Annotated in this window: 20 protein-coding genes; 13 read left to right on the top strand and 7 right to left on the bottom strand. The window is 40.6% G+C overall.

The annotated features are described in order from the left end of the window. Positions 1-13 precede the first annotated feature (13 nt). Together thrC and AAEY97_RS11350 are read left to right on the top strand one after the other, a co-directional pair. On the top strand, positions 14-1,297 hold the full coding sequence (gene thrC / locus AAEY97_RS11355; RefSeq protein WP_350998899.1) for a threonine synthase: 1,284 nt from the start codon (positions 14-16) through the stop codon (positions 1,295-1,297). 183 nt (positions 1,298-1,480) lie between these two features. Then, positions 1,481-2,023, top strand: a complete 543-nt coding sequence (locus AAEY97_RS11350; protein WP_101086370.1) for a hemerythrin domain-containing protein — start codon at positions 1,481-1,483, stop codon at positions 2,021-2,023. A 132-nt stretch (positions 2,024-2,155) separates the two neighbouring features. On the opposite strand, the gene AAEY97_RS11345 is transcribed toward AAEY97_RS11350, so the two are convergent. The 5 genes from AAEY97_RS11345 to AAEY97_RS11325 all read right to left on the bottom strand — a co-directional run bounded on the left by AAEY97_RS11345 (position 2,156) and on the right by AAEY97_RS11325 (position 9,303). Next, positions 2,156-2,341: a DUF3545 family protein gene (locus AAEY97_RS11345; RefSeq protein WP_101086371.1), complete on the bottom strand. Its 186-nt coding sequence runs from the start codon at positions 2,339-2,341 to the stop codon at positions 2,156-2,158. A 179-nt stretch (positions 2,342-2,520) separates the two neighbouring features. Beyond that, positions 2,521-4,158 carry a glucose-6-phosphate isomerase gene (gene pgi, locus AAEY97_RS11340; protein WP_350998896.1) on the bottom strand — a complete coding sequence of 546 codons (1,638 nt, stop codon included), beginning with the start codon at positions 4,156-4,158 and terminating at the stop codon, positions 2,521-2,523. 15 nt (positions 4,159-4,173) lie between these two features. After that, complete coding sequence (gene tal / locus AAEY97_RS11335) at positions 4,174-5,127, bottom strand: transaldolase (protein ID WP_101086373.1); 954 nt, start codon at positions 5,125-5,127, stop codon at positions 4,174-4,176. Between the two features lie 295 nt (positions 5,128-5,422). Continuing rightward, positions 5,423-6,541 carry an OmpA family protein gene (locus tag AAEY97_RS11330; protein WP_192114412.1) on the bottom strand — a complete coding sequence of 373 codons (1,119 nt, stop codon included), beginning with the start codon at positions 6,539-6,541 and terminating at the stop codon, positions 5,423-5,425. A 395-nt stretch (positions 6,542-6,936) separates the two neighbouring features. Next, on the bottom strand, positions 6,937-9,303 hold the full coding sequence (locus AAEY97_RS11325; protein ID WP_101086375.1) for a phosphoketolase family protein: 2,367 nt from the start codon (positions 9,301-9,303) through the stop codon (positions 6,937-6,939). A gap of 522 nt (positions 9,304-9,825) precedes the next feature. Between AAEY97_RS11325 and AAEY97_RS11320 the strand changes: the two genes are divergently transcribed. Continuing rightward, the gene (locus AAEY97_RS11320) at positions 9,826-11,262 is read left to right on the top strand and encodes an alanine/glycine:cation symporter family protein (protein ID WP_101087192.1); all 1,437 of its coding nucleotides are present in this window, start codon (positions 9,826-9,828) and stop codon (positions 11,260-11,262) included. A 101-nt stretch (positions 11,263-11,363) separates the two neighbouring features. Further along, positions 11,364-12,140 (top strand): peroxide stress protein YaaA, encoded by a 777-nt coding sequence (yaaA, locus tag AAEY97_RS11315; protein WP_162023674.1) that lies wholly within the window; start codon positions 11,364-11,366, stop codon positions 12,138-12,140. A gap of 92 nt (positions 12,141-12,232) precedes the next feature. Here yaaA and AAEY97_RS11310 read toward each other — a convergent pair whose 3' ends face one another. Further along, positions 12,233-13,678 (bottom strand): M20/M25/M40 family metallo-hydrolase, encoded by a 1,446-nt coding sequence (locus AAEY97_RS11310; protein ID WP_350998891.1) that lies wholly within the window; start codon positions 13,676-13,678, stop codon positions 12,233-12,235. A 132-nt stretch (positions 13,679-13,810) separates the two neighbouring features. Here AAEY97_RS11310 and AAEY97_RS11305 point away from each other — a divergent pair, with 132 nt between their 5' ends. Beyond that, positions 13,811-14,107: an ArsR/SmtB family transcription factor gene (locus AAEY97_RS11305; RefSeq protein WP_011638342.1), complete on the top strand. Its 297-nt coding sequence runs from the start codon at positions 13,811-13,813 to the stop codon at positions 14,105-14,107. A 526-nt stretch (positions 14,108-14,633) separates the two neighbouring features. Here AAEY97_RS11305 and rpsT read toward each other — a convergent pair. Next, entirely contained in the window at positions 14,634-14,900 is a 267-nt protein-coding gene (gene rpsT / locus AAEY97_RS11300) for a 30S ribosomal protein S20 (protein ID WP_059744082.1), read from the bottom strand. 261 nt (positions 14,901-15,161) lie between these two features. Here rpsT and murJ point away from each other — a divergent pair, with 261 nt between their 5' ends. The 8 genes from murJ (at position 15,162) to AAEY97_RS11260 (ending at position 24,372) form a co-directional block, all read left to right on the top strand. After that, positions 15,162-16,721 carry a murein biosynthesis integral membrane protein MurJ gene (murJ, locus tag AAEY97_RS11295; protein ID WP_350998888.1) on the top strand — a complete coding sequence of 520 codons (1,560 nt, stop codon included), beginning with the start codon at positions 15,162-15,164 and terminating at the stop codon, positions 16,719-16,721. A 136-nt stretch (positions 16,722-16,857) separates the two neighbouring features. After that, positions 16,858-17,793, top strand: a complete 936-nt coding sequence (gene ribF, locus AAEY97_RS11290; protein WP_101086379.1) for a bifunctional riboflavin kinase/FAD synthetase — start codon at positions 16,858-16,860, stop codon at positions 17,791-17,793. Between the two features lie 33 nt (positions 17,794-17,826). Continuing rightward, entirely contained in the window at positions 17,827-20,649 is a 2,823-nt protein-coding gene (gene ileS / locus AAEY97_RS11285; RefSeq protein ID WP_350998885.1) for an isoleucine--tRNA ligase, read from the top strand. Positions 20,650-20,671: 22 nt separating this feature from the next. Continuing rightward, on the top strand, positions 20,672-21,175 hold the full coding sequence (gene lspA, locus AAEY97_RS11280) for a signal peptidase II (protein WP_192114456.1): 504 nt from the start codon (positions 20,672-20,674) through the stop codon (positions 21,173-21,175). Positions 21,176-21,177: 2 nt separating this feature from the next. Next, a complete protein-coding gene (fkpB, locus tag AAEY97_RS11275; RefSeq protein WP_192114417.1) occupies positions 21,178-21,621 on the top strand; it encodes an FKBP-type peptidyl-prolyl cis-trans isomerase in 444 nt (147 codons plus the stop codon). A gap of 42 nt (positions 21,622-21,663) precedes the next feature. After that, positions 21,664-22,593, top strand: a complete 930-nt coding sequence (ispH, locus tag AAEY97_RS11270; protein WP_182744784.1) for a 4-hydroxy-3-methylbut-2-enyl diphosphate reductase — start codon at positions 21,664-21,666, stop codon at positions 22,591-22,593. Between the two features lie 259 nt (positions 22,594-22,852). After that, positions 22,853-23,410: a type IV pilus modification protein PilV gene (gene pilV / locus AAEY97_RS11265; RefSeq protein ID WP_192114418.1), complete on the top strand. Its 558-nt coding sequence runs from the start codon at positions 22,853-22,855 to the stop codon at positions 23,408-23,410. After that, a complete protein-coding gene (locus AAEY97_RS11260; RefSeq protein WP_192114419.1) occupies positions 23,407-24,372 on the top strand; it encodes a PilW family protein in 966 nt (321 codons plus the stop codon). The genes pilV and AAEY97_RS11260 overlap by 4 nt, the downstream gene beginning before the upstream one ends. Positions 24,373-24,428 lie beyond the last annotated feature (56 nt).

The raw sequence follows: 24,428 nt of genomic DNA, 5'->3' as shown, positions 1-24,428 counted from the left end.
AAAGGCAGTCGCAATGGAATTATATAATTTAAAACACCCATCGCAGGTAGTTAACTTCAGTCAAGCGGTTCAGCTGGGTTTAGGTAAAGATAGAGGATTGTTTTTCCCAAAGTCCATTCCTGTACTATCCAATATAGATGCATTACTGGCATTACCCTTTGCTGAGCGAAGCAAAAAAGTCTTGGGTGCTTGGTTAGCGGATGAACTAGGGCAGGAAAGTGTTGATAAGCTCGTTGATAAGGCATTTACCTTCGATGTACCACTCGTTAAGGTTGATGATAAACGCGCTTGTTTAGAGCTTTTTCATGGCCCGACATTAGCGTTTAAAGATTTTGGCGCACGGTTTATGGCCCAATGTGTTGATTTACTTGCTGGCAATAAAAAACTGACCATTTTAACCGCAACATCGGGTGATACTGGCGCTGCAGTAGCGGATGCATTCTACGGTTTAGATAACGTTAATGTAATGGTGTTATACCCAAAAGGTAAAATTAGCGAACTACAAGAGAAGATGTTTACCACCTTAGGTAAAAATATTCATACTGTGGCAGTAACGTCTGACTTTGATGCGTGTCAGCATCTGGTAAAACAAGCTTTTGATGACAGTGATGTTCGCGATGGCTTAGCGTTAAATTCTGCTAATTCGATTAATATCAGCCGTTTATTAGCTCAGATATGTTATTACTTTGAAGCGGTAGCGCAAGCAAAGCAAGCTGGACATAATGAGCTTGTGATGTCTGTACCCAGCGGTAATTTTGGTAACTTAACGGCCGGGTTATTTGCTAAAGCCATGGGGTTACCTATTAAACGTTTTATTGCTGCAACCAATAGTAATGACACGGTACCGCGTTATCTCACTGGTGGTGAATGGCAACCACATAAAACCGTGGCGACTATGTCAAATGCTATGGATGTGTCAGAGCCAAGTAATTGGCCTCGTGTTGAAGCGATTTGTGAGCAAATGGGCTGGCCGTTGTCATTGGTAACTGGCGTAGCTCTTTCTGAAGATGATACCGCTGGCGCTTTAGCAGAACTTTATCAGTTGGGTTATCAATCAGAGCCTCATGCGGCGATTGCGGCTCATGCATTAACGCTTGGCCTAACAGGTAAAGAAACTGGGGTCTTTCTAGGTACAGCGCATCCTGCGAAGTTTAAAGATGTGGTTGACCGTGAGTTGGCCATTAATTTGCCGTTACCTCCTGAATTAGCTGCAGTGGCACACAAAACGATTCTGTCAGCAGAATTAGATGCTGATTTTGGTCAGCTTAAGGCTCATATGTTTGCTGTGTTAAAGTAACCCCTTAGCTTCAAATATCTAACACCTAATATCAATGAGATTGGCATTAGGTGTTTTTTTATATTTCAATATTATGATCTTGGTCATACCTCATAATGCTTATCCCAGTGTAGATTAGTAAAAGATGCATTATTGGCTATTATTTATACATTGGTGTTTTTAGATAGATGACGGGAGAAGGTTATGTTGCAACGTTTAATGCGCGATCATAAGCATATTGCCATTTTGTTGAATATCCTTTCGAATAAATTGACTCGATTGGCTGAAGGTAACGGAGTTAATTTTAATCTGGTTAGGGATATCGTTGAGTATATGCAAGGCTATGCTGAGCATAGTCATCATCCGTTGGAAGATATTATTTTTGATTATTACAGTAATAAGACGGGTTTAGCGAATTGTGGCCAACTTTATAATGAACATCATCGTTTAGCTGAGGCATCGGGTGCTTTAGTTTATAGCTTGAATATGATTCTTTCGGATGTGGTTATCTCGCGCGACAAGTTGATTAACGATCTGCAAGAATATATTGACCTACAACAATTGCATATGCAGTATGAAGAACGGGAAGTCTTTCCGAATTTTGTTAAGGCATTAGACAATAACGATTGGCAAAAAATCAACGTGTTATGTCAAAATCGCTTAATTGAAGATCCGTTATTTAATGATAATGATAAAACGATTTTTGAAGATTTACGGACCTATATTGAACATTCAGATAACAAATGATGTGATTATTCTGGGCTAGAGGGTTGTGATGTACATTCATAGCCAACCTATAAATTTTGGCAAACAAAAAGAGCGCTCTATGCGCTCTTTTAATCGATTTTATCGTTAAGTGTTAAATGTGGTGGGATCCAATTAAAGCACTAATGTATTAACATCAAAATCGAATGAATCATCAATATCTTGCAATTCCTTGAGTAAACGCTGTTTATCCTTAATGGTTTCAATTTCACGCCATTTGCGTTTTTTTGACGAGCTTTTTGAGCGGGTTGGTCTTTCAACAACTTCGTCTAGCGCACCACCATAGTCTAATCGATCCATGGTAACCTCCCTTGTTATTATGATGTCTCTGCACAAATAAGTACCATATTTCAGCTATAGGGTGCAATAGTTGTGTTGCATTTACGTTACTAATAAATCACAGTTTAGTGAATTTGATATCAAAAACGCATAAAAAAACCTCAGCAAGCTGAGGTTTTTATTTAAGGCTAGTATTTGTTCTATAGCTTACCTTTACGATACAGGTTCACTAATGCATTGCTCGATGCATCTAAATCGGTAGCATCTTGGTCGGCACCAATTCGTTCAAGCACATCATTGCCTAATTGCTTACCTAGCTCTACACCCCATTGATCAAATGAGTTTATCTGCCATATAGCACCCTGAACAAAGGTTCTGTGCTCATATAGCGCGATTAACGCACCTAATGTTGTTGGCGTGAGCTTATCCATCAATAAGGTATTACTTGGCTTGTTACCAACCATTACCTTATGTTTGGCTATAAGCGGTTTTTGTTGCTCATCAAGCTGGCCATTGCTTAGTTCAGCCAGTGCTTCATCGTAGGTACGACCTTGCATTAAGGCTTGGGTTTGCCCAAAGCAGTTTGATGCAAGTTGGTCATGATGTTCACCCAACGGATTGTGGCTTTGCAACGGCATAATAAAGTCGGCAGGAATAAGTGCTGTGCCTTGATGTAGCAACTGATGATAGGCATGTTGACCGTTGGTACCTTCACCGCCCCAAATGACGGGACCGGTGCTGTAATCGACGTCAGTGCCATCGAGTGTCACTGATTTACCATTACTTTCCATGTCGAGTTGTTGAAAATAAGCCGGAAGACCACGTAAGTAATGATCGTAGGTTAAAATGACATGTGATTGAGCACCATGAAAATTACCATACAATACAGACAACATAGCCATGATGACGGGCATATTTTGTTCGATAGGCGTGTTAGTAAAATGCTCATCCATTTGATGCGCGCCATCTAACAAGTCTTTAAAGTTATCCATACCAATAAGTAGCGCGATTGGTAAACCAATGGCTGACCATAATGAGTAGCGTCCGCCAACCCAATCCCACATTGGGAATATGTTGTTAGCGTCCATACCAAACTCAGTTGCCTTAGCCACATTTGATGTTACAGCAACAAAGTGTTTCGCCACATCTTGTTGACTTGCACCTTGGCCTAAAAACCAATCTTTAGCGCTAAGGGTATTGGTAAGAGTCTCTTGAGTACTGAATGATTTTGACGACATCACAAACAATGTGGTCTCAGCATTGAGATTTTTTAATTTTTCACAGATTGAAGTTGCATCAACGTTGGCGACAAAATGGCAATTAAGCCCTGCTTGCCAATATGGTCTAAGCGCTTGTGAAACAATTTTAGGTCCAAGAAAAGAACCTCCAATGCCGATACTGACGATATCTGTAATCGCTTTACCGGTATAACCTTTCCACTCACCTGATTGCACCGTGCCAACAAACTTAGCCATTTTGGCTAATGTTTGTTGCACTTCGGGAACGATATTCGCTCCTTCAGCAATAACCGTTTGAGTTGCTTTACTGCGTAATGCAGTGTGCAATACTGAGCGCTGTTCGGTGTTGTTAATTACATCACCATTGAACATTGCAGTAATTTTTTCACTCAGTTTTGCTTCTTTAGCGAGAGAGAATAGCAGCTTAAGTGTTTCATCGTTCACACGGTTTTTAGAGTAATCTAAAAACAGACCACAAGCCGCAACGCTCATTTGCTCAAAACGTTGTGGGTTTTGGGCAAATAATTCGCGCATGTGAGGTAGTTGACTTGAATGGGTTTGTAGCGCCTTCCAAGTCGTGCTTTGAGTCAGTGTAGTCACGAGTAAAGCCTCCAACTAGCTTAAGTTTGTTTTTAGCATAACTTCTAGTTTGCCTTGATCGATGGCAAAATTACGAATGCCTTCTGCCAACTTATCTACTGCCATTGGGTCTTCGTTAAATGCCCAGCGGAATTGTTCTTCAGTGAGTGCTGTTGGTGCCGACTGTGTTGCTGGCGTCGCAACCAATTTCTGGATAATTTCTACATCAGTATTGGCTAATTCTTCTAGTAATGCTGGGCCAATGGTTAGACGGTCGCAACCTGATAATTCAATAATCTCACCAATATTTCTGAAACTCGCACCCATTACAACAGTGTTATAACCATGTTGCTTATAGTAGTTGTAAATCTCAGTAACAGAGACCACACCAGGATCGGTTTCTGCAGTGTAATCTTGGCCTGTGTCTTTTTTATACCAATCTAGGATGCGACCCACAAAAGGCGAAATAAGGTATACGCCAGCTTCTGCACAGGCTCTTGCTTGAGCAAAGCTAAATAGCAATGTTAGGTTACAGTTGATGCCTTCTTGTTCAAGTACTTTTGCTGCGCAAATACCTTCCCAAGTCGAAGCTAGTTTGATCAAAATTCGTGATTTATCAATTCCGGCTTCTTTATATAATTTGATTAGCTTATGAGCTTTGTCGATTGAGCGTTGCTTGTCAAATGATAAGCGAGCATCGACTTCTGTTGAGATACGACCTGGTACTAGCTTTAAAATTTCTACGCCAATATTGACTGCAAGTTTGTCGCCTGCATCTTCAATCTGTTGTTCAATACTTTGGCTTTGAGTTTTAGCCCATTCAATTGCATTCTCGATAAGAAAAGCATATTCAGGGATCTGAGAAGCTTTTAAAATGAGTGATGGATTGGTTGTTGCATCTTCAGGCTGGTAACGCTTAATAGCTTCTATGTCGCCGGTATCAGCAACGATGGTCGTGAATGATTTGAGTTGCGCGAGTGCATTGGCCATGGAAATTTCCTCTCGTTAAGCAATGAATATAGATCAATGCCTTTATTAGAAGCGATTTTAGGAATTATTCCAACTTTATTTGTAAAAAAATTACGAAATTATCCGCTGTTTTCGCTTATTTAAAGCCATTATTGTTGCTAAATAGACAGAATTGGTCAGTTTATACGGTACATACTTCCAATTCTATTACCGCTACGTCAGTGGCAGTCACTGGTGTACTAGTTTTACGTTGTTCTTAAAATAAAAAAGTCGCTGCAAGCAGCGACTTCTAAAGTATAGCGTATCTATATTACAATTAACGTAATACTACGCGCTTTTCAGTACCCGTCACGATAGCTTCGATACGACGGTTAACACGGTTAGCTTCAGCTGAGCTACCTTGCATAACTGGTTTAGTGACACCGTAACCAACAGAACTGATACGGCTGATGCTAATGCCATATTTTTTGTTTAGTGCACTTGCAACTGCTACCGCACGACGCTCAGAAAGCTTCATGTTGTATTCTGCTTTACCTACGTTAGACGCATGACCTTGAACAGATACAGTGTGTTGTGGGTATTTAGTTAAGTGGTCAGCAAGTTTTTCTAAATCAGCAAACGAACCAGCACGGATTTCAGCTGAATCATTAGCAAATAAAATACCACCTAAGTCATACTTAGTTGTAACGTTTTCATAAACGCTACAACCAGTCGCATCAACTTTGTGAGTTGATGGTGTGTCTGGACATTTGTCTATGTTGTTTGTTACGCCATCTTTATCATCATCACCAAGTGGAACAACAACTGGTGCAACAACAACTGGTGCAGCAACTGGAGCTGGAGTACTAGTACCAAAACGGTAGCTTAGCTCAAGACCCCAATAGTTACTTTCCATCGAAAGTGTATTCCACTTTTCTTCGTCAAGATTTTCATAACGACGGTATTTAGCTTGTAACTTTAAATTGTCAGTAAAGTTATAACCAATACCAGCACCTAAATATGGTGCAATACCGCTATCACTGTAATATTCAGTGTTGTATTCTTTTTTGTTCGAGATTAGGTAGTTAAGCGCACCAGCTTCAGCTGATAAGCTCCACTTGTCTGCTAGTGGGTAAAAACCAACAAAACCTAATGACATTCCACGAGCACCAACATCATTGCGCTTGTTAGAATAATCAGTCCATTCTGCACGGCCAAGGTCACGATAACCTAGCTCAATACCGACGTATTCGTTAAATAAATAACCACCAAATACATCCCAAGCATATGGGTCATCTTCACCACATACTTTCATGGTTTTTTGGTCGCAGCTAGGTTCATAGTTGTTGACGCCTAAACCACCACCAACATACCAAGGTGTTAATTCTTGTGCAGCTGATGCAGCGAAAGGCAACATAGAGGTGAGTAATACTACTTTTAATGTGTTCTTCATCATATTTACATCCATTGTTATTTTACTCCACCAAATATGCATGTAACGGAGTTGTTATTGTCATGCATTACTGACGCTTAATGTGGTGTTTCTTTGTATTTTAGTCAGCGGCGCAATTATGGTTGGTAATTAGATGTTTTTCCATAGTAAAAAGGATTAATTTTTGGTAATGCTAGATTAGATAATACTCAGGATGAAATTTGTTTTAATTAAAATAACTAATTAAAACATAAGCTAAGCATGTATGTTTTAATTCATAAATGATTAAAGATGAATTGTGAATATCAACTCTTTTTTTAATAAGTTAGTTTGATTTTTATGAAATGGTCACTTTTGGGGATTATAAAAACAAAAATACGCCCTGAAGGCGTATTTTTTATTGTTAAAAGTGGCTTAACTTAACGTGTCCACACCCAGTTTTCGATCTCTTCAGGGTCAACACCGTTCGCTTTGATGTAGTTTTTGTGGTCTACCAAGCGTTGTAACATATCGGTCGTGATGGTCACATGTTGTGATTCATCAATTACGCCTTGCTGGAACAACTTGTATGCCATATCGATAACTAAATGGTAGCGAGAAGTACCGTTACGCACACCCATATCAAATGGTGTAGTCGTTGAACCTTCTTCTTCATAACCTTTAATACGGAAGCGACGGTTACCTTTATAATCAAATACAAGCTTTTTGATGGTGTTTGGGTAGCCATGGTAGTTGAATACCACACCTTTATCTTCAGTGAAGACTTCATCCATCATCCAAGGCTTGCTTTGAAACTTAAGACTACCTAAACCGCTGCTGTGAAGTTCTGAGACACTTACAAAGCGGATGCGCACTCTTGGTAAAATCTCACGAATTAATACCAGTGAGGCCATACATTCTTGCGTCGCGTAGTCACCACAACCTGCAAGTACTACATCTGGTTTGTCATCAGAGGCGAAATCCCACACCATGATACCGTCTTTAGCTTGCTTACGGGCTTCATCAAGTGATAACCACTGTGGTAACGACTTTTTACCCGCAACAATAATGTTCAGTTTATCGCGATCAGCGTAAGCACGTTCAGTGTAAACCAAGGTACTGTTAGCATCTGCAGGTAAATAAGCAGAAATAATGTTCGGATGTTTCTCTAACATAGCGCCTAGGAAAGACGGATTCTGGTGAGAATAACCGTTGTGATCTTGACGTTCTAATAGTGAAGACAATACGACGTTACATGCAGGGATAGGCTTACGGAAATGGATACCTTGGCTTGCATGAACATATTTACAATATTGATCCGCCATTGATGACACTACCTGAGAGAAAGATTCGTAGGTAGGGAACATGCCGTGACGACCTGTTACTGTGTAACCGTGTAACATACCGAAAAGTAAATTTTCAGATAGGAGCTCAATCACGCGGCCATCGCGAGACATATCTTGATCCCAGCTTTCGATTGGCCACTGCCATGCGCGGTCGGTTTCTTCAAACACAGCTTGTAGTTGGTTTGAGTATGTTTCATCAGGGCTGAAGATACGTAAGTTACGTTGATCGCGGTTTAGTTTGAAAGCATCACGCATCCACTCACCCATTTTCAACATTGAGAAACCACGTTGACCACGAGCTGTTTCTGAACCGTAACCCAATTTGTTTAAATCTGGATTTGCTAAAGCACGTACAACTTCACCGCCGTAACTTAGACGTTGACGACCACAACATAACTCTTTTGGCGGCATCAAAGACATAATGTCTTTATCAAATATCAATTCACCGCTTTCAGTGGTTTGCACTAATTCGTCAAACTTATAGCTAGCCAACCACTTATCAAGTGCTTCAAGATGGCCTTTATCTTTGGCGCAGTTGCTCACTATTACTTGATGAGATTCACAGTTACCAGCAAGTTTCTTACCATCGTATTCAGAAGTACCAGTCCAACCTTTTGCGGTTCTCATTAAAATAACTGGCCAGCGTGGTTTAACGACATCTTCACCTGAACGTGCGCGACGTTGGATGTCATTGATCATGTCATATGACAAGTCCATTGCTGCGGTCATTTGTTCAAAAATATCGGTTTCCATTTCATCATCAACGATGATTGGGTGATAACCAAGACCACGGAATTCTAAATCTAGCTCTTCATGGCTCATTCGGCCCATACGAGTAGGGCCTGAAATTTTGTAACCGTTAATATGTACGATTGGTAGCACTGCACCGTTGTTATCTGGTGAGACTAAACGGTTGGCATACCAAGATGCAGCTAATGGACCTGTTTCTGCTTCACCGTCACCAATTAAACAGGCGGCAATAAGATTTGGGTTATCTAATACAGAGCCCCAAGCAACTGAAAGTGAATAACCAAGCTCACCACCTTCTAATATTTGACCTGGTGCTTCAGGATTCGCATGTGATGGATAACCGTAAGCTGCTGAGAATTTTTTACAGATATCTTCGATACCCGTTTCTGTATAAGGTATGGTCTCTGGGTAGAAATGGCTTAATGAACCTTCTACAAATAAGTTAGCTTGTACTGCTGGGAAACCGTGGCCAGGGCCAACAAGGTAAATGAATTCACGATTATGCTTAACAATAAGACGGTTAACGTTAGCGTAGACAAAGTTGATACCAGGACACGTTCCCCAGTGACCAAGTAAACGAGGCTTGATATCAGTATGTTGTAAAGGACGCTTAAAAAGTACGTTTTGCTTCAGATAAATTTGCGATGTCGCCAAGAAGTTAGTCGCTCGTACGTATTTTTTTAGTGCAGTTATTTCATTTGAGTTAGTCATTGTGACCTCGATTAAAAGTGAAAATAATTATTTAACTTTCTTTGAGAACACTGTATCTGTAATTTTATTACAATAATGTGGCCTTTATCTGATTTTTGACGAGTCACTTTTAGTTCAGATCGCATTTTTGGTTGATATGTCGATAATTACTTGAAATTTAATAACGATTTGCCAGTGCTTTAAGCATAGAGCATTAATAATAGAAGTGATAAAGTGTGATGGATGTCACTTGTTGCTTTTTGTTTTATTTGTGTTGCTTCAACGTGTTATTTACTTAGGCAATGTATCAGGTAGGTAACGTTGTTTTAGCATTCACAGCCCTTGGTGATCTATACCTATTAATCCACCATCATTAGCTTTTATAATGGCGCCTTTATTTGGCACTTTTATTTGTTTTACCGTTTGACACATAGCAGCTTGCATATGAAGTGCCAGGTCTGTCCATTATGTGCTTTAACATTCAGCGCAATAGCCTGATACAAAAAAATAACCTTATAACGGGGAAGATTAGACAATATGGCAATGTTAGAAACGATTATTAATTTTATGAATAGCCTACTTTGGGGCAAGCTATTAGTTTATGGACTGGTAGGCGCTGGGTTATTTTTCACCATTCGTCTCGGTTTTATTCAAGCCACTCATTTTGTTCATGGCATTAAAGTATTGGCTATTAGCCGTCGTCCAGGTAAGCATGGCTTATCATCATTTCAGGTTTTTTGTACCAGTATGGCAGCACGTGTAGGTGCTGGTAACATGGCCGGTGTGGCTGTTGCAATTGGTACCGCAGGACCAGGTGCCGTGTTCTGGATGTGGGCTATTGCGGTACTTGGTATGGCAACCGCAATGATTGAGTCGACCCTTGCCCAAGTTTATAAAGTGAAAGATGGTGATGGTCAGTACCGTGGCGGGCCTGCTTATTATATGGAGAAAGGTCTTGGTCAACGCTGGATGGGTGTGCTGTTCTCGATATTTTTAATTATAGCCTTTGGTTTAGTGTTTAATGCAGTCCAGGCTAACACCATAACTGGTGCTATGACTCAGGTGTTTGGTTTTGAGCCTGTCTATATTGGAATTGGTATTGTTATTTGCAGTGCCTTTGTGATTGTTGGAGGCCTTAAGAAGGTTGCTAAAGCATCTGAGTTAATTGTGCCTGTGATGGCTATTGCTTATATTGCCATTGCTTTTGTCGTTGTGGGTATGAACATTGAAAAATTACCCGACATATTCATGTTGGTTATCAATAGTGCATTTGGTTGGCAAGAAGCTGCTGCTGGTGGTGTTGCATTTAGTGTTTCGCAAGCAATGCAAGCTGGTATTGCCCGAGGATTGTTTTCAAACGAAGCGGGTATGGGGAGTGCCGCAAATGTTGCTGCAAGTGCATCTCCAAATCCTAACCATCCAGCATCGCAAGGTTTTGTGCAAATGATGGGCGTGTTTGTTGATACTATTGTTATTTGTACCGCAACCGCAGCGATTATTTTATTATCTGGAGATGCAGCTTCTAGCTCGGATGGTATTGCCAAAACCATTAGTGCATTAACCAGTCATGTGGGTGATTGGGGTGGAGCATTTATTGCTTTTGCCATTTTACTCTTCTGCTTTACGTCTATTATTGCCAACTATTCTTATGCAGAAACCAATGTAATGTTCTTGTCTGGCAATAGTAAAAAAGCCTTACCTTTATTTCGTTTAGTGGTTTTAGGTATGGTGATGTTTGGTTCTCTCGCTAAAATTAGTTTGGTTTGGGATTTAGCGGATGTGTCGATGGGGCTAATGGCCATTGTTAACTTAGTGGCATTAGTCTTGTTGTCTGGTTTGGCGGTTAGAGTGATCAATGACTACCGTGAACAGATAGACGCTGGTATTGATCCGGTATTTGATACTAGTAAGTTTCCGGAGCTAGCCGACCAATTAGAAGAAAAAATTTGGCCTAACTCAGCAGAGCCTGTAAAAAAATAGCATTTACCTATTAGGGTAATCGAAAAAACCATGCTACAGCAGCATGGTTTTTTTTTATCAGTTCAGTATGATGACATTATGATTTTACCTGGAGCGTACTTATGCTGGTTTTAGTTTCACCCGCGAAAACATTAGATTTCGAAAATCCACCTATAACTAACACCCATTCTCTGCCGTGTTTACTTAAACAAAGCCAAGCATTGATTGATGTATGCCGTGAATTAACACCAATGGATATTGCCAGTTTAATGAAAGTAAGCGATAAAATTGCCGGGCTTAATGCTGCTCGTTTTGCTGACTGGCAGCCACCGTTTAGCCTTGATAATGCTAAACAAGCTATATTCGCATTTCGAGGTGATGTCTACACCGGTTTTGATGCAGATCATTTATCTGAGTCACAAATAGCTTCTAGTCAAAAGCATCTGCGTATTTTGTCTGGTTTGTATGGTTTACTTAAACCGTTGGATTTAATTCAACCGTACCGGTTAGAAATGGGTACCAAACTAGCAAACTCACAGGGCAGCAATTTATATGCTTTTTGGGGCGAGACTATCACTGCTGAAGTGAATAAGGCCTTGAAAGAGCAGGGTGACGATATCATTGTCAATTTAGCGTCGAATGAATACTTCAAATCGGTCAACGTTAAGCAGCTTGAAGGACAGTTGATTACACCAGTATTTAAAGACTGTAAAAAAGGTCAATTTAAAGTGATTAGCTTTTATGCTAAAAAAGCGCGCGGATTGATGGCTCGTTACATTGTGGATACTAAACCTACTAGTGTTGAACAATTAACCGAGTTTGATCTTGAAGGTTATTATTATAATGAAGTGCAATCGACCCCTACAGCGCCAGTGTTTTTACGAGATGAACAAAAATAACGCTCTCTAAAATAATAAAACCAGCTTAATAAAAAGCCCTTGAATAAGGGCTTTTTAATGTCTGAGTGTTAAGCTCGATTGAGATAAACCGATTAGTGTTGTTCTTTTTGCTGAGTAACAGGCCTTAAATCGATTTCTGATTGCGCCATCATATAAGCAAATTGTGCATAAGCAGCGGCACTTTGCGCTAGTTTCTTGGGATCAATTTTATCCAAGGTGTCGTTAGGAGTGTGATGATAATCAAAATAATCTGAACCATCTTGATTTAACGACGCTACTGGAACGCCTAATGCTGGTAGAATTGAAACATCTGGGCCACCAGACGCTTCATTATTGCCTAGCTCAACGCCGTTTAAGGTCATAGCTGAATGTTCTTGTTTGACCTGCTCAAATGTCGCGGCATTAACGTTAAAATCAATTTTATATACTGGTCCTGCACCAAAATCAGATTCTGCGGCAATATAGTGTTTATCTAATTCATCAGCATGTTGTGCCGCATAGGCTTTACCGCCAACTAAACCGACTTCTTCTGCAGCGTATAATACTACTCGAATAGTGCGTGCTGGCTTTTGTGGTAAGTCTTGGATAAGTTTAGCAGCGGTGGTGACAATCGCCACACCAGCGCCATCATCAATCGCACCTGTACCTTCATCCCACGAATCAAGATGAGCACCAATAAGGACTATTTCGTCAGGCTTACTGCTACCTGTGACTTCTGCAATGACATTATAAGATGTGGCTATCCCTAGATTTTCTGAGGTCAAATTTAATGATAGTGTGATGTTAGGATTGCGCTTTAACATCGCATTAATTAAATCGGCATCTGGATTCGACATTGCTGCCGCAGGAATTTTAGGCGTTCCTTCTTCATATCGCATCATACCAGTATGGGCCATTCTGTCATGATCCGTCCCAATAGAGCGGATAACGATGGCAACCGCTCCTTTTTGTGCAGCAACTATAGCTCCTTGAGAGCGACCACCTACAGCTTCGCCATAACCTTTACCTGTAATATGGCGTTCAGTTTTGTGGTCGATGAATACAATTTTGCCTTCGATGCGTCCAGGTGATGCATTAGATAACTCTTCTAAGCTGTCAAAGCGTACAATTAATGCTTGAATACCGTTAACCGGTGTTGCCACGCTTCCACCTAAGGCGGTAACGACTAATGGCTGATCATAAGGCGCCACGATACTTGCGTGGGCGCTACCTCTTGACCATGCAGGAACTTGAACAGACTCCTTGTACACTTTATCAAATCCGAGCAGCCACAATTTTTCCATTGCCCAATCAACCGCAACTATATCTTTATCCGTGCCAGCTAATCTTGGTCCAACTTCAACGGTGAGTGATTCGACTATGTCATAACTTAAGCGAGACGATAAAGCTTGTTTAGCTAATTGTTGACTGATTTTTGCATCATCAGAATCATTAATCACTAATTGTGGTGCAGTGGCTTTAGTTGGTGACGTTGTTTGACAGCCAATAAGTGCTGCAAAAATGGCACCGACGAGAGTGGCTCTTTGATAGTTTTTCATGAGTTTCCTTTGATTATTTTAGCTAAGTCTCATTTTTTACAACAATCTACCAAAAAGTGTGCTTTATGTCCCGACTCTATTTGTAAGGGAACGCTATATTAGAGCGGGGTTAGATGAGGAGAAGAGCGCGTGATGAATATAGAAAAAATGCAGCAGCAAGCAGATCATGCGGTTGTATTGCTAAAAGCATTAGCAAATGAACGTAGATTGTTTATTTTGTGTCATCTTCTTAATGAAGGTGAAATGTGTGTTGGTGAAATGAATAAGAAGTTGGGGTTGAGTCAATCGGCATTATCTCAACATTTGGCATGGCTTCGTAAAGACAATTTAGTCTGTACTAGAAAAGAAGCACAAACCGTTTTTTATTCATTAAAAAGTAATGAGGTAAAAGAGTTAATTCAAGTATTAAATAATATGTATTGTTATTAAATTGACTCCACAAACGTCTTAACTGATGCATCTCATTGATGATGTCTTAAGTTAAGACGTTTAGTTCTGTAAATTATATACACGCAATATGCCGCTTACTGGCCGCAATTAAGACACTTCAAACCACAAACCTGCAATATATCAATATGTTCAAAACCACCAACAATCAACAATCAACAATCAACAATCAACTTTCAACTTTCAACTTTCATAAAATTGATCGTTCTCCCGTTGAAATGAGTGAAAGCTTCCATACTGTCTTTCTACAGGCTTAGTTAGTCGCCAATATTAATAGTATTAAATTAAACGTTAAAACAGTTCTCAAGCGCAACTTGCCTTTAATCAGACTATTTTTTAGGGTCAGATCATTAATAATTTTGACATTATTATATTGATACTAATCTGTTGAGTTGAGTTGAGTTGAGATTGAGATAGGGGAAGTTGCAGATGAAAAAGATAGATAGGTAAAATTTAGTGATAAAAAAACCGGCCTAAGCCGGTTTTTTGAATCTTAATCTACAAAAACTTAAGCTGCGATAGCTTTGATTTTTGCATTTAAGCGAGCCTTCTGACGACCGGCTTTATTCTTATGAATAAGACCTTTAGTCGCCATACGGTCAACAATTGGTTGTGCAATAGCGAACGCTTCTGTAGCCGCTTTATGGTCACCACTTTTGATAGCAGCGATGACTTTTTTAACGTATGTACGTAACATAGAGCGACGACTAGCATTATGCTGACGACGCTTTTCAGACTGAAGCGCGCGCTTCTTTGCAGACTTGCTATTAGCCAAGGTGCAACTCCTAAAAACTGGATTTGATACTTTTAAAGGCCGAGGAATATGCCTGCTTTTTGTCGTCTTGTCAACGACTACAGTTGAATAATCATCATAAAGATAAATTAATCCAACCTAACATGCCTAACTTCAACCCACTCGTGTAATATGTGGCGCAATTCTACCAGCTCTTTGGTCTGTGTGACAGGGCCATAATAGAATATTTATTAATATATCCCATTAATTTTCGTTGAAGTGTGTTTGTGCCTGGGGGGCTGTTTGAGCAAAAAATTATTTAAATCAGGCTTGATTGTCAGCGTTATGACGCTGATTTCACGAGTATTAGGTTTAGTTCGAGATGTAGTGATTGCGAACCTAATGGGAGCAGGCAGTAGTGCTGACGTGTTCTTTTTTGCAAATAAGATACCTAATTTTTTAAGGCGTTTATTTGCCGAAGGGGCTTTTGCGCAGGCATTTGTGCCGGTACTGACCGAGTACCAGGAAAAAATGACCCCAGAAGATACACGCGAGTTATTAAGTAAAGTCGCTGGTACCTTAGGTGTACTAGTGACAATTGTTACTTTGGTTGGTGTTGTTGGTTCTCCAGTATTAGCTGCTCTTTTTGGTGGTGGCTGGTTTGTCGATTGGTTAAATGACGGGCCTAATGCAGAAAAATTTGAACTGGCTTCTGTCATGTTAAAAATTACCTTTCCGTATTTATGGTTTATCACCTTCACAGCCCTAGCAGGATCAATCCTTAATACTCGTGGACGCTTTGCGGTTTCAGCCTTTACGCCAGTATTTTTGAATGTGGCGATTATTGCCGTGGCGTTATGGTATGCGCACACATTAGAAAACCCTGAAATTGGTTTGGCTTGGGGGGTATTTGTTGGTGGATTGATTCAGTTTTTATTCCAAATACCTTTCTTAATTCGTGAGAAAGCACTCGTTAGGCCTACGTGGGGATGGCATCACCCTGGTGTGGTAAAAATTAGAACCTTGATGATCCCAGCTTTATTTGGTGTGTCTGTGTCGCAAATTAATTTATTGTTCGACACTTTTATAGCCAGTTTCCTGATGACGGGATCGATTAGTTGGTTGTATTACGCAGACCGCCTATTGGAGTTCCCTTTAGGATTATTTGGTATTGCCATCGCGACAGTGATTTTGCCTGCATTATCGCAAAAACATGTTAATGCCCAAGGCAGTGGCTTTAATCAAACGATGGATTGGGGAGTAAAAGCCATTTTACTCTTAGGCACTCCGGCTATGTTAGGACTGATTATTCTCGCTAAACCAATGCTGATGGTGTTGTTTATGCGTGGTGCATTTAGCCTAAATGACGTTCAAATGGCTTCGTATAGCCTGGTTGCTTATGGCTGTGGTTTGTTAAGTTTCATGATGATTAAAGTGTTAGCTCCAGGATATTATTCGCGTCAAGACACTAAAACTCCGGTTAAATATGGCATTATTGCCATGGTTAGTAATATGGTGTTTAACCTTATTTTTGCCATTCCATTTGGTTATGTGGGCTTAGCCATTGCGACATCAATGTCTGCGCTATTAAATGCGGGTTTGTTGTATCGAGGTTTGCATAAAGCGGGCGTTTATCAAATGAGCCGACAAACGTTATTTTTCTCGTTTAAAGTGATTATTTCTACAGCCTTAATGGCCATTGGCATTGTTTATTTTATGCCGCAACAAAGCATATGGCTCGAATGGCACACCTTCGAACGGATGTTTATGTTGATTGAGCTCATTGTTGGTGGCGCGGTTATTTATTTGTTGAGTTTACTCGCATTGGGTGTACGGCCTTGGAAAATTAAACGTCAGGGATAATTTATCCTACGTGAGAGACTTAGGCATATTCGGCTGATTATCCAAAATTCGCTGTAATAATCTGAGGTTGAAACTCGCATCTGACATTGGTTTGGGTATATAATCTGCCGATTTGCAATAGGCAGTATTGAGCGTAATGGAATTAATCCGCGGTATACACAATATTTTACCTTCTCATCATGGTTGCGTTTTGACCATTGGGAATTTTGATGGTGTCCATCGTGGCCATGCACAGGTGATCAGCAGCTTGGTTAATAAAGCGCATCATTTTCAACTGCCTGCAATGTTAATGACCTTTGAACCGCAACCGCAAGAACGTTTTCGTGGTACAGATGCGCCGGCGCGTCTGAGTCTTCTACGTGATAAAATTAGATTGTTAGATGAGCTTAAAATTGATCAGCTACTTTGTATCAATTTTACTGAAGCCTTTGCTAGTCAACCTGCTGAAGCGTTTATTGAAGAGTTACTGGTTAAAAAACTCGGGGTTAAATATCTCGTTGTTGGAGATGATTTTTGTTTTGGTAAAGGTCGCTTAGGTAACTTCGATATGCTCGTTGCTGCGGGTAAAGAATTTGGCTTTACTGTGGTCAGTACACAAAGCTTTGTTGTTGGTTCGTTGCGAGTAAGCTCTACTGCAGTGAGAGAACAACTAGCGTTAGGGCACTTAGAGCAAGCAAGGCGGTTATTGGGTCATCCTTTCATTTTAAGTGGTAAGGTTGCACACGGGCAAAAATTAGGCCGTACAATTGGTTTTCCAACAGCAAATATTGCCTTAAAACGACACGTAGTACCTGTAAGAGGGGTGTTTGCGGTTCGTTTGTACTGGGATGGCAGCGATATTTATGACGGTGTGGCTAATGTGGGTTTTAGACCCACTGTAAATGGTCAAACTTGCAGATTAGAAGTCCATTTGTTTGATTTTAGCGGTGATTTATACGGCAAACGAGTGGAAGTAGAATTAGTAGCAAAGATCCGTGATGAACAACCTTTTGAGTCATTGGACGCGCTAAAAAAACAGATTTTAAATGATGCAAATGAAGCTCGCGCTTTATTTAGCAACGATGCTAGCTGAAATGAATCAGCTTTAAATAATGGTATGGGATCAATGAGCGACTATAAATTTACTTTGAACTTGCCGGAAACAGAGTTTCCGATGCGCGGTAATTTGGCAAATCGCGAGCCAGAAATGTTAAATAGCTGGACGCAAGACGGACTGTATCAACAGATCCGTGATAGCCGTGCTGGCCGTAAACCTTTCATTCTTCATGATGGCCCTCCATACGCCAATGGCAGCATTCATATTGGTCACTCGGTAAACAAAATCCTTAAAGACATCATTATTAAGTCTAAAACCATGTCAGGTTTTGACGCGCCTTATATTCCAGGCTGGGATTGTCATGGATTACCGATTGAGCTTAAAGTTGAGCAAAAAGTCGGTAAGCCAGGTGTCAAAATTTCTGCGGCAGAGTTTCGTGAAGAATGTCGTAAATATGCCGCTATCCAAGTTGATGGCCAACGTGATGACTTCATTCGTTTAGGTGTATTAGGTGATTGGCAAAACCCTTACCTAACCATGGACTTTTCAACCGAAGCGAATATTGTCCGTTCATTGGCAAAAGTAATTGAAAGCGGTCATTTACACAAAGGTGTTAAACCTGTGCATTGGTGTACCGACTGTGGTTCAGCACTTGCTGAAGCTGAAGTGGAATACGAAGATAAAACATCTCCAGCAATCGATGTCGCTTTTGTGGCGGTTGATAGCCAAGCTGTTGCAGCTAAATTTGGCGTAGAAAATTATGCTAAACCAGTAGCTATGGCAATTTGGACCACGACCCCATGGACGATTCCTGCAAATCGTGCATTAGCGTTAAGCCCTGAGTTAGATTACAGCCTGGTTGAATTTGTTAAGAATGGTGAAACGACTACCTTGATATTAGCTCAAGTTCTGGTTGAGTCATGTCTTGAGCGTTACAGTGCAGAGTCACACACTATTTTAGGTGAAGTAAAAGGCGCAGAACTTGAGTTAATGCGTTTTAATCACCCATTTTATGCGTTTGACGTGCCTGCTATTTTAGCCGATCACGTGACTACTGACGCAGGTACCGGTATTGTACATACAGCACCAGGCCACGGTCAGGACGATTTTATTGTCGGCCAAAAATACGGTTTGGAAGTCGCTAACCCTGTTGGCGACAATGGTGTTTATAAGCCAGACACTGAGTTTTTTGCTGGTCAGCATGTATTTAAAGCCAACGCCAATGTGGTTGCGCTGTTAGAAGAAAAGGGCGCATTACTTCTGCATGTTGCTATACGCCATAGCTATCCACATTGCTGGCGCCACAAAACACCAATTATTTTCCGTGCCACGCCACAATGGTTTATCTCTATGGATAATCATGGTTTGCGTTCACAAGCGTTAAAAGAAATTGAACAAACGAAGTGGATCCCTGATTGGGGCCAAAGCCGTATTGAAAAAATGGTAGAAAACCGTCCAGACTGGTGTATTTCACGTCAGCGTACTTGGGGCGTCCCTATTACGTTGTTTGTACATCGTGAAACGGATGAATTACATCCAGACAGTGTTTCATTAATGGAACGTGTAGCGCATCGCATTGAACAACAAGGTATTCAAGCTTGGTGGGATTTAGATGCCAGCGAATTGTTAGGTGATGAGGCCGATCAATACCGCAAAGTGACTGATACATTGGATGTATGGTTTGACTCAGGTTCATCATTCTCATCTGTTGTCGCAGCGCGTCCAGAGTTTCATGGGCATGACATAGATTTGTATCTAGAAGGTAGCGATCAGCATCGTGGTTGGTTTATGTCATCATTGATGATCTCAACCGCTATGAATGGTAAAGCACCTTATAAGCAAGTGTTGACCCATGGTTTTACCGTTGATGGTAAAGGCCGTAAGATGTCAAAATCTGTTGGTAACGTGATAGCTCCCTTACAAGTAATCAATAAGCTTGGTGCTGACATTTTACGTCTATGGGTTGCCGCAACCGATTATAGTGGCGAAATGACGGTATCTGACGAGATTTTAAATCGCAGTGCTGATGCATATCGTCGTATTCGAAATACTGCCCGTTTCTTACTTGCTAACTTGAATGGCTTTAACCCAGAAACAGACATGATCGCATCTGAAGAGATGGTCGCGTTAGATCGTTGGGTTGTTCGTCGTGCAGCAGTGCTGCAACAAGAAATCATTGAAGCATATGATCAATACAATTTCCATTTAGTGACTCAAAAACTGATGCAGTTCTGTTCTGTAGAGTTAGGCAGTTTCTATCTTGATATTATTAAAGATCGCCAGTACACCGCTAAGCAAGAAGGGCATGCACGTCGTAGCTGTCAATCTGCGCTTTATCATATTGCCGAGGCGATGGTTCGTTGGATGACGCCAATTTTAAGCTTTACCGCTGATGAAGTGTGGCAATTATTACCCGGTAAACGTGAAAAGTATGTGTTTACCCAAGAATGGTATCAAGGCTTAGAAGCCGTCACTCTTGAAAGTGATTTAAGCGATGATTATTGGGAAAAACTATTAACTGTCCGTAATGAAGTTAATAAAGTACTCGAACAAGCACGCCGTGATAAACGTATTGGTGGTTCATTAGAAGCTGAAGTGACATTGTTCGCCGATGCTGATTTAGCGGCTGAGTTAGCTAAAGTGGGTGATGAGTTACGATTTATCCTTATCACCTCTAAAGCAGCGGTTGCGGATATGTCACAAGCGGGTAGCGATGCCATCGAAACCGAATTAAGTTCGCTTAAACTAGTGGTTGCCAAAAGTGCTGCCGAGAAGTGTGAGCGTTGCTGGCACTATCGTGAAGAGGTTGGCACCATTGAAGCTCACCCAACATTGTGTCAGCGTTGTGTGACCAATATTGAAGGTGAAGGCGAGCAACGCGAATTCGCTTAAGGAAACATTGATAATGAGTACTGTGCCATTAACATGGAAAGACAGTGGCTTACGTTGGTATTGGGTAGCTGCATTGGTGTTTTTAGCCGATCAGCTATCTAAACAATGGGTCCTGAGTAATTTTGAATTGTATGAGTCTATACAGCTTTTACCATTTTTCAATTTCACTTACGTGCGAAACTACGGTGCCGCGTTCAGTTTTTTAAGTGAAGCTGGTGGTTGGCAACGTTGGTTGTTTACCATCATTGCTGTCGGTTTTAGTACCTTGTTAACAATCTGGTTGCGTAAACAATCTTATGCGTTATGGCGCAGTAATTTAGCCTTTACCTTAGTTATTGGCGGCGCATTAGGTAATTTGGTTGATCGTTTAATGCATGGTTTTGTAATTGATTTTGTCGATTTTTACTGGAATACCAGCCATTACCCTGCATTTAATATTGCCGATGCAGGCATCTTTATTGGTGCGGTACTGATCATTTGGGAATCATTCAGACCCGAAGCAAAGCCACCGAAGGAGCAAGATTAACTGTGACAGATTTAAATAAGCAAGACAGTCATTCATTAATATGTCATATGAATATTGTACTGGAAGACGGGTCCACAGCCGACAGTACAAAATCATCTGGCAAACCTTCACGTTTAAATATTGGTGACGGTAGTCTAAGTCCGGCTTTTGAAAACGAACTAAAAGACTTGAAAGAAGGTGATAAGCACACATTTACCTTAGCGGCAAAAGACGCTTTTGGTGAGTCAAACCCTGATGCGATTCACTATATGGACAGAAGTCGATTTCCTGCAGATATGAAGCTTGAAGACGGTGTTATTGTGAGTTTTGCGGGTCCTGGTGGCAGTGAAATACCGGGTATCGTTCGCGATACTGCTGGTGATTCAATTACCGTCGATTTAAACCATCCACTCGCAGGACGCACGCTTACGTTTGAACTTGAAGTGATCAGTGTCATAACTGAGTAAAAAAGGTATCACATGCTAAAAGTTGATCCGACGTCTCCAGAACTGAGTATTTTATTGGCCAACCCTCGTGGTTTTTGTGCCGGTGTTGACCGTGCTATCAGTATTGTTGAGCGTGCTTTAGAGTTATTTGAACCACCAATTTATGTACGCCATGAAGTGGTACATAACCGATATGTGGTTGAAAATCTAAAACAGCGTGGTGCTCTTTTTATTGATGAACTTGACCAAGTGCCAGACAACAGTATTGTTATTTTTAGTGCTCACGGTGTATCACAAGCTGTGCGTAAAGAAGCTAAAAATCGTGGTTTAAAAGTCTTCGATGCGACATGTCCTTTAGTGACAAAAGTACATTTACAAGTGACTCGTGCAAGTCGTAAAGGTATTGAGTGCATTTTGATTGGTCATGAAGGCCATCCAGAAGTTGAAGGCACTATGGGACAATATGATAATCCTAAAGGTGGTGTTTATCTTATTGAGTCTCCAGAGGATGTTAATAATCTTCAGGTCAATAATCCAGACAACTTATGCTTTGTCACTCAAACAACACTTTCTGTTGATGACACCTTAGATATTATTACTGCATTGCAAAAGCGCTTTCCTTCAATTGAGGGGCCGCGTAAGGATGATATTTGCTACGCGACGCAAAATCGACAAGATGCTGTACGTAGTATGTCTTCCGAAGTCGATTTATTGATTGTTGTCGGTTCTAAAAATAGCTCTAACTCAAATCGATTACGTGAGCTGGCTGAAAAAACAGGTACGCAATCTTATCTCGTTGATACCGCTGCTGACGTTGAGGCTGTGTGGTTTGATGGTGTGAAAAAAGTAGCAGTAACTGCTGGTGCTTCAGCGCCTGAGGTGTTAGTGCAACAAGTTGTTAACGCGATAGCTAAACTTGCTCCAAGTATTATTACTGAAGTTGAAGGCCGTAAAGAAGACACTGTATTTGCAGTTCCAGCTGAATTACGTTAGTAATTTCAATCATCTATAAATATTAACCCGCAACTTAATTTAAGTTGCGGGTTTTTTGTGCTTACAAAGTAAACCGAGTATAATACGGATAAAATATGTTGTTCTATTAATCATACAAAATTGATACTATCTGATTACATTTAAGTCAGTTATTATCTATGCTGAATGTTTAGACTGGTTAAATAGTTGTGCTGTATAAAATATCGATATTCAAGAGTGAAAATATCTACTTTTGATTTTATCTGGAGGTTTTACGTTCATGTCATGCAAAAGGAATGGATTTTCCTTAATTGAAGTAATGGTCTCACTGGTTATTCTAGTGATTGGCCTTATTGGGATTTTTAATCTTCATTTAGTTGCCAAGAAAGGCAGTTTCGAATCTTTTCAACAAACTCAAGCCTCGTATTATGCTAACGACATCATTAATCGAATGCGTATAAACAGTAGTCAACTAGCCACCTATGCAGGGACTTATACTGGTTCATCTATATCATCGGCCAAATCTTGTGATGTTGCTGTGGGTGGTAATGTTCTATGTACCAACATTGAAACAAGAAACTGGGACTTATATCAGTGGGAACGCGCGTTTTTAGGTGAAAATGAAAAATCATCTGACAATAATAATGTGGGTGGATTAGATTCTCCAACAGCTTGTATAAATATAGACGCTAATAATAATGTCATGGTCGTAATCACTTGGAAGGGCGTTAGATCATCTTCAGATGGCGCTTCAGGACAATCTAGCGTTGTACAAGGTTGTGGAACGAGTAGTGACAGGCGACGTGCATTAGTGGTTAATACGGCGATATTAAGATGATGAAGAAATCAGTAATCCAGCGAGGAATGTCGCTAGTTGAGTTAATGGTCGCGATGTTGATTAGCTTGTTTTTAACAGCAGGCCTTTTTACTATGTTTAGCATGTCTTCAAGTAATGTAACAACAACCAGCCAATTTAATCAATTACAAGAAAATGGCCGAATCGCATTAGCGATTATGGAACGCGACTTAAGCCAGCTTGGTTTTATGGGTGACATTACGGGTGCTGATTTGATTGTTGGCACTGATACAACGTTATCTGCCACCGCAGTAACGGCTGATTGCGTGGGTGCAGGATTGAATAATGCCAGTTTTCCTAATACACAACTTTCTCATTTCAGGCGCTTGTGGGGATACGAGCAAGGCGTAAGTGCAGAATCACTAGCGTGTATTACACCTAATAACGCCACAGATGTTATCCAAATTAAACGCTTAATGGGACCACCTGCAACAGTTCTCACCGCAACACGCTATTACGCAGCATCTACGCAAAATGAAATCATATTTTTCAATGGCAGTGCCGCTGCCCCTGGGTTAGCGAATAGCCGCATTTGGGAATACCAGCATCATGTCTACTTTGTTCGTAATGACGGCACCACTCCCGTTTTAAGGCGTCGGACGTTATCAATAAATAACGGCATGAATAACGAAGAACAGCTCGTAGAAGGCATAGAAAATATGCGTATTTTATATGGTTTTGATAGTAATGGTGATGGCACAGCAGACAGTTATATGCCTGCGCAAAACGTAACAACGTTAATGTGGGATAATGAACAGTTTCAGCGTTTAGTTGCTTTAAGGGTATTTTTATTGGTTCGTTCAAGCGAAGAAGACAGAAGTTATACAAATGATAATACTTATAAGCTAGGTGACAAGACCATTGGACCACTTAATGATAACTTTCGTCGAAAAATAGTTTCAAGCACTATTGTTTTAGAAAATCCAATTTTAATCAACCAATAATATCACAGCTCATTTCGTAATTTTTTTGAGTGGATGCAGGAAAGGTAGGTAAATGA

The sequence above is a fragment of the Shewanella sp. TB7-MNA-CIBAN-0143 genome (assembly GCF_040310065.1).
GTDB lineage: Bacteria > Pseudomonadota > Gammaproteobacteria > Enterobacterales > Shewanellaceae > Shewanella.
This window is presented reverse-complemented; position numbering and strand designations above follow the sequence as displayed.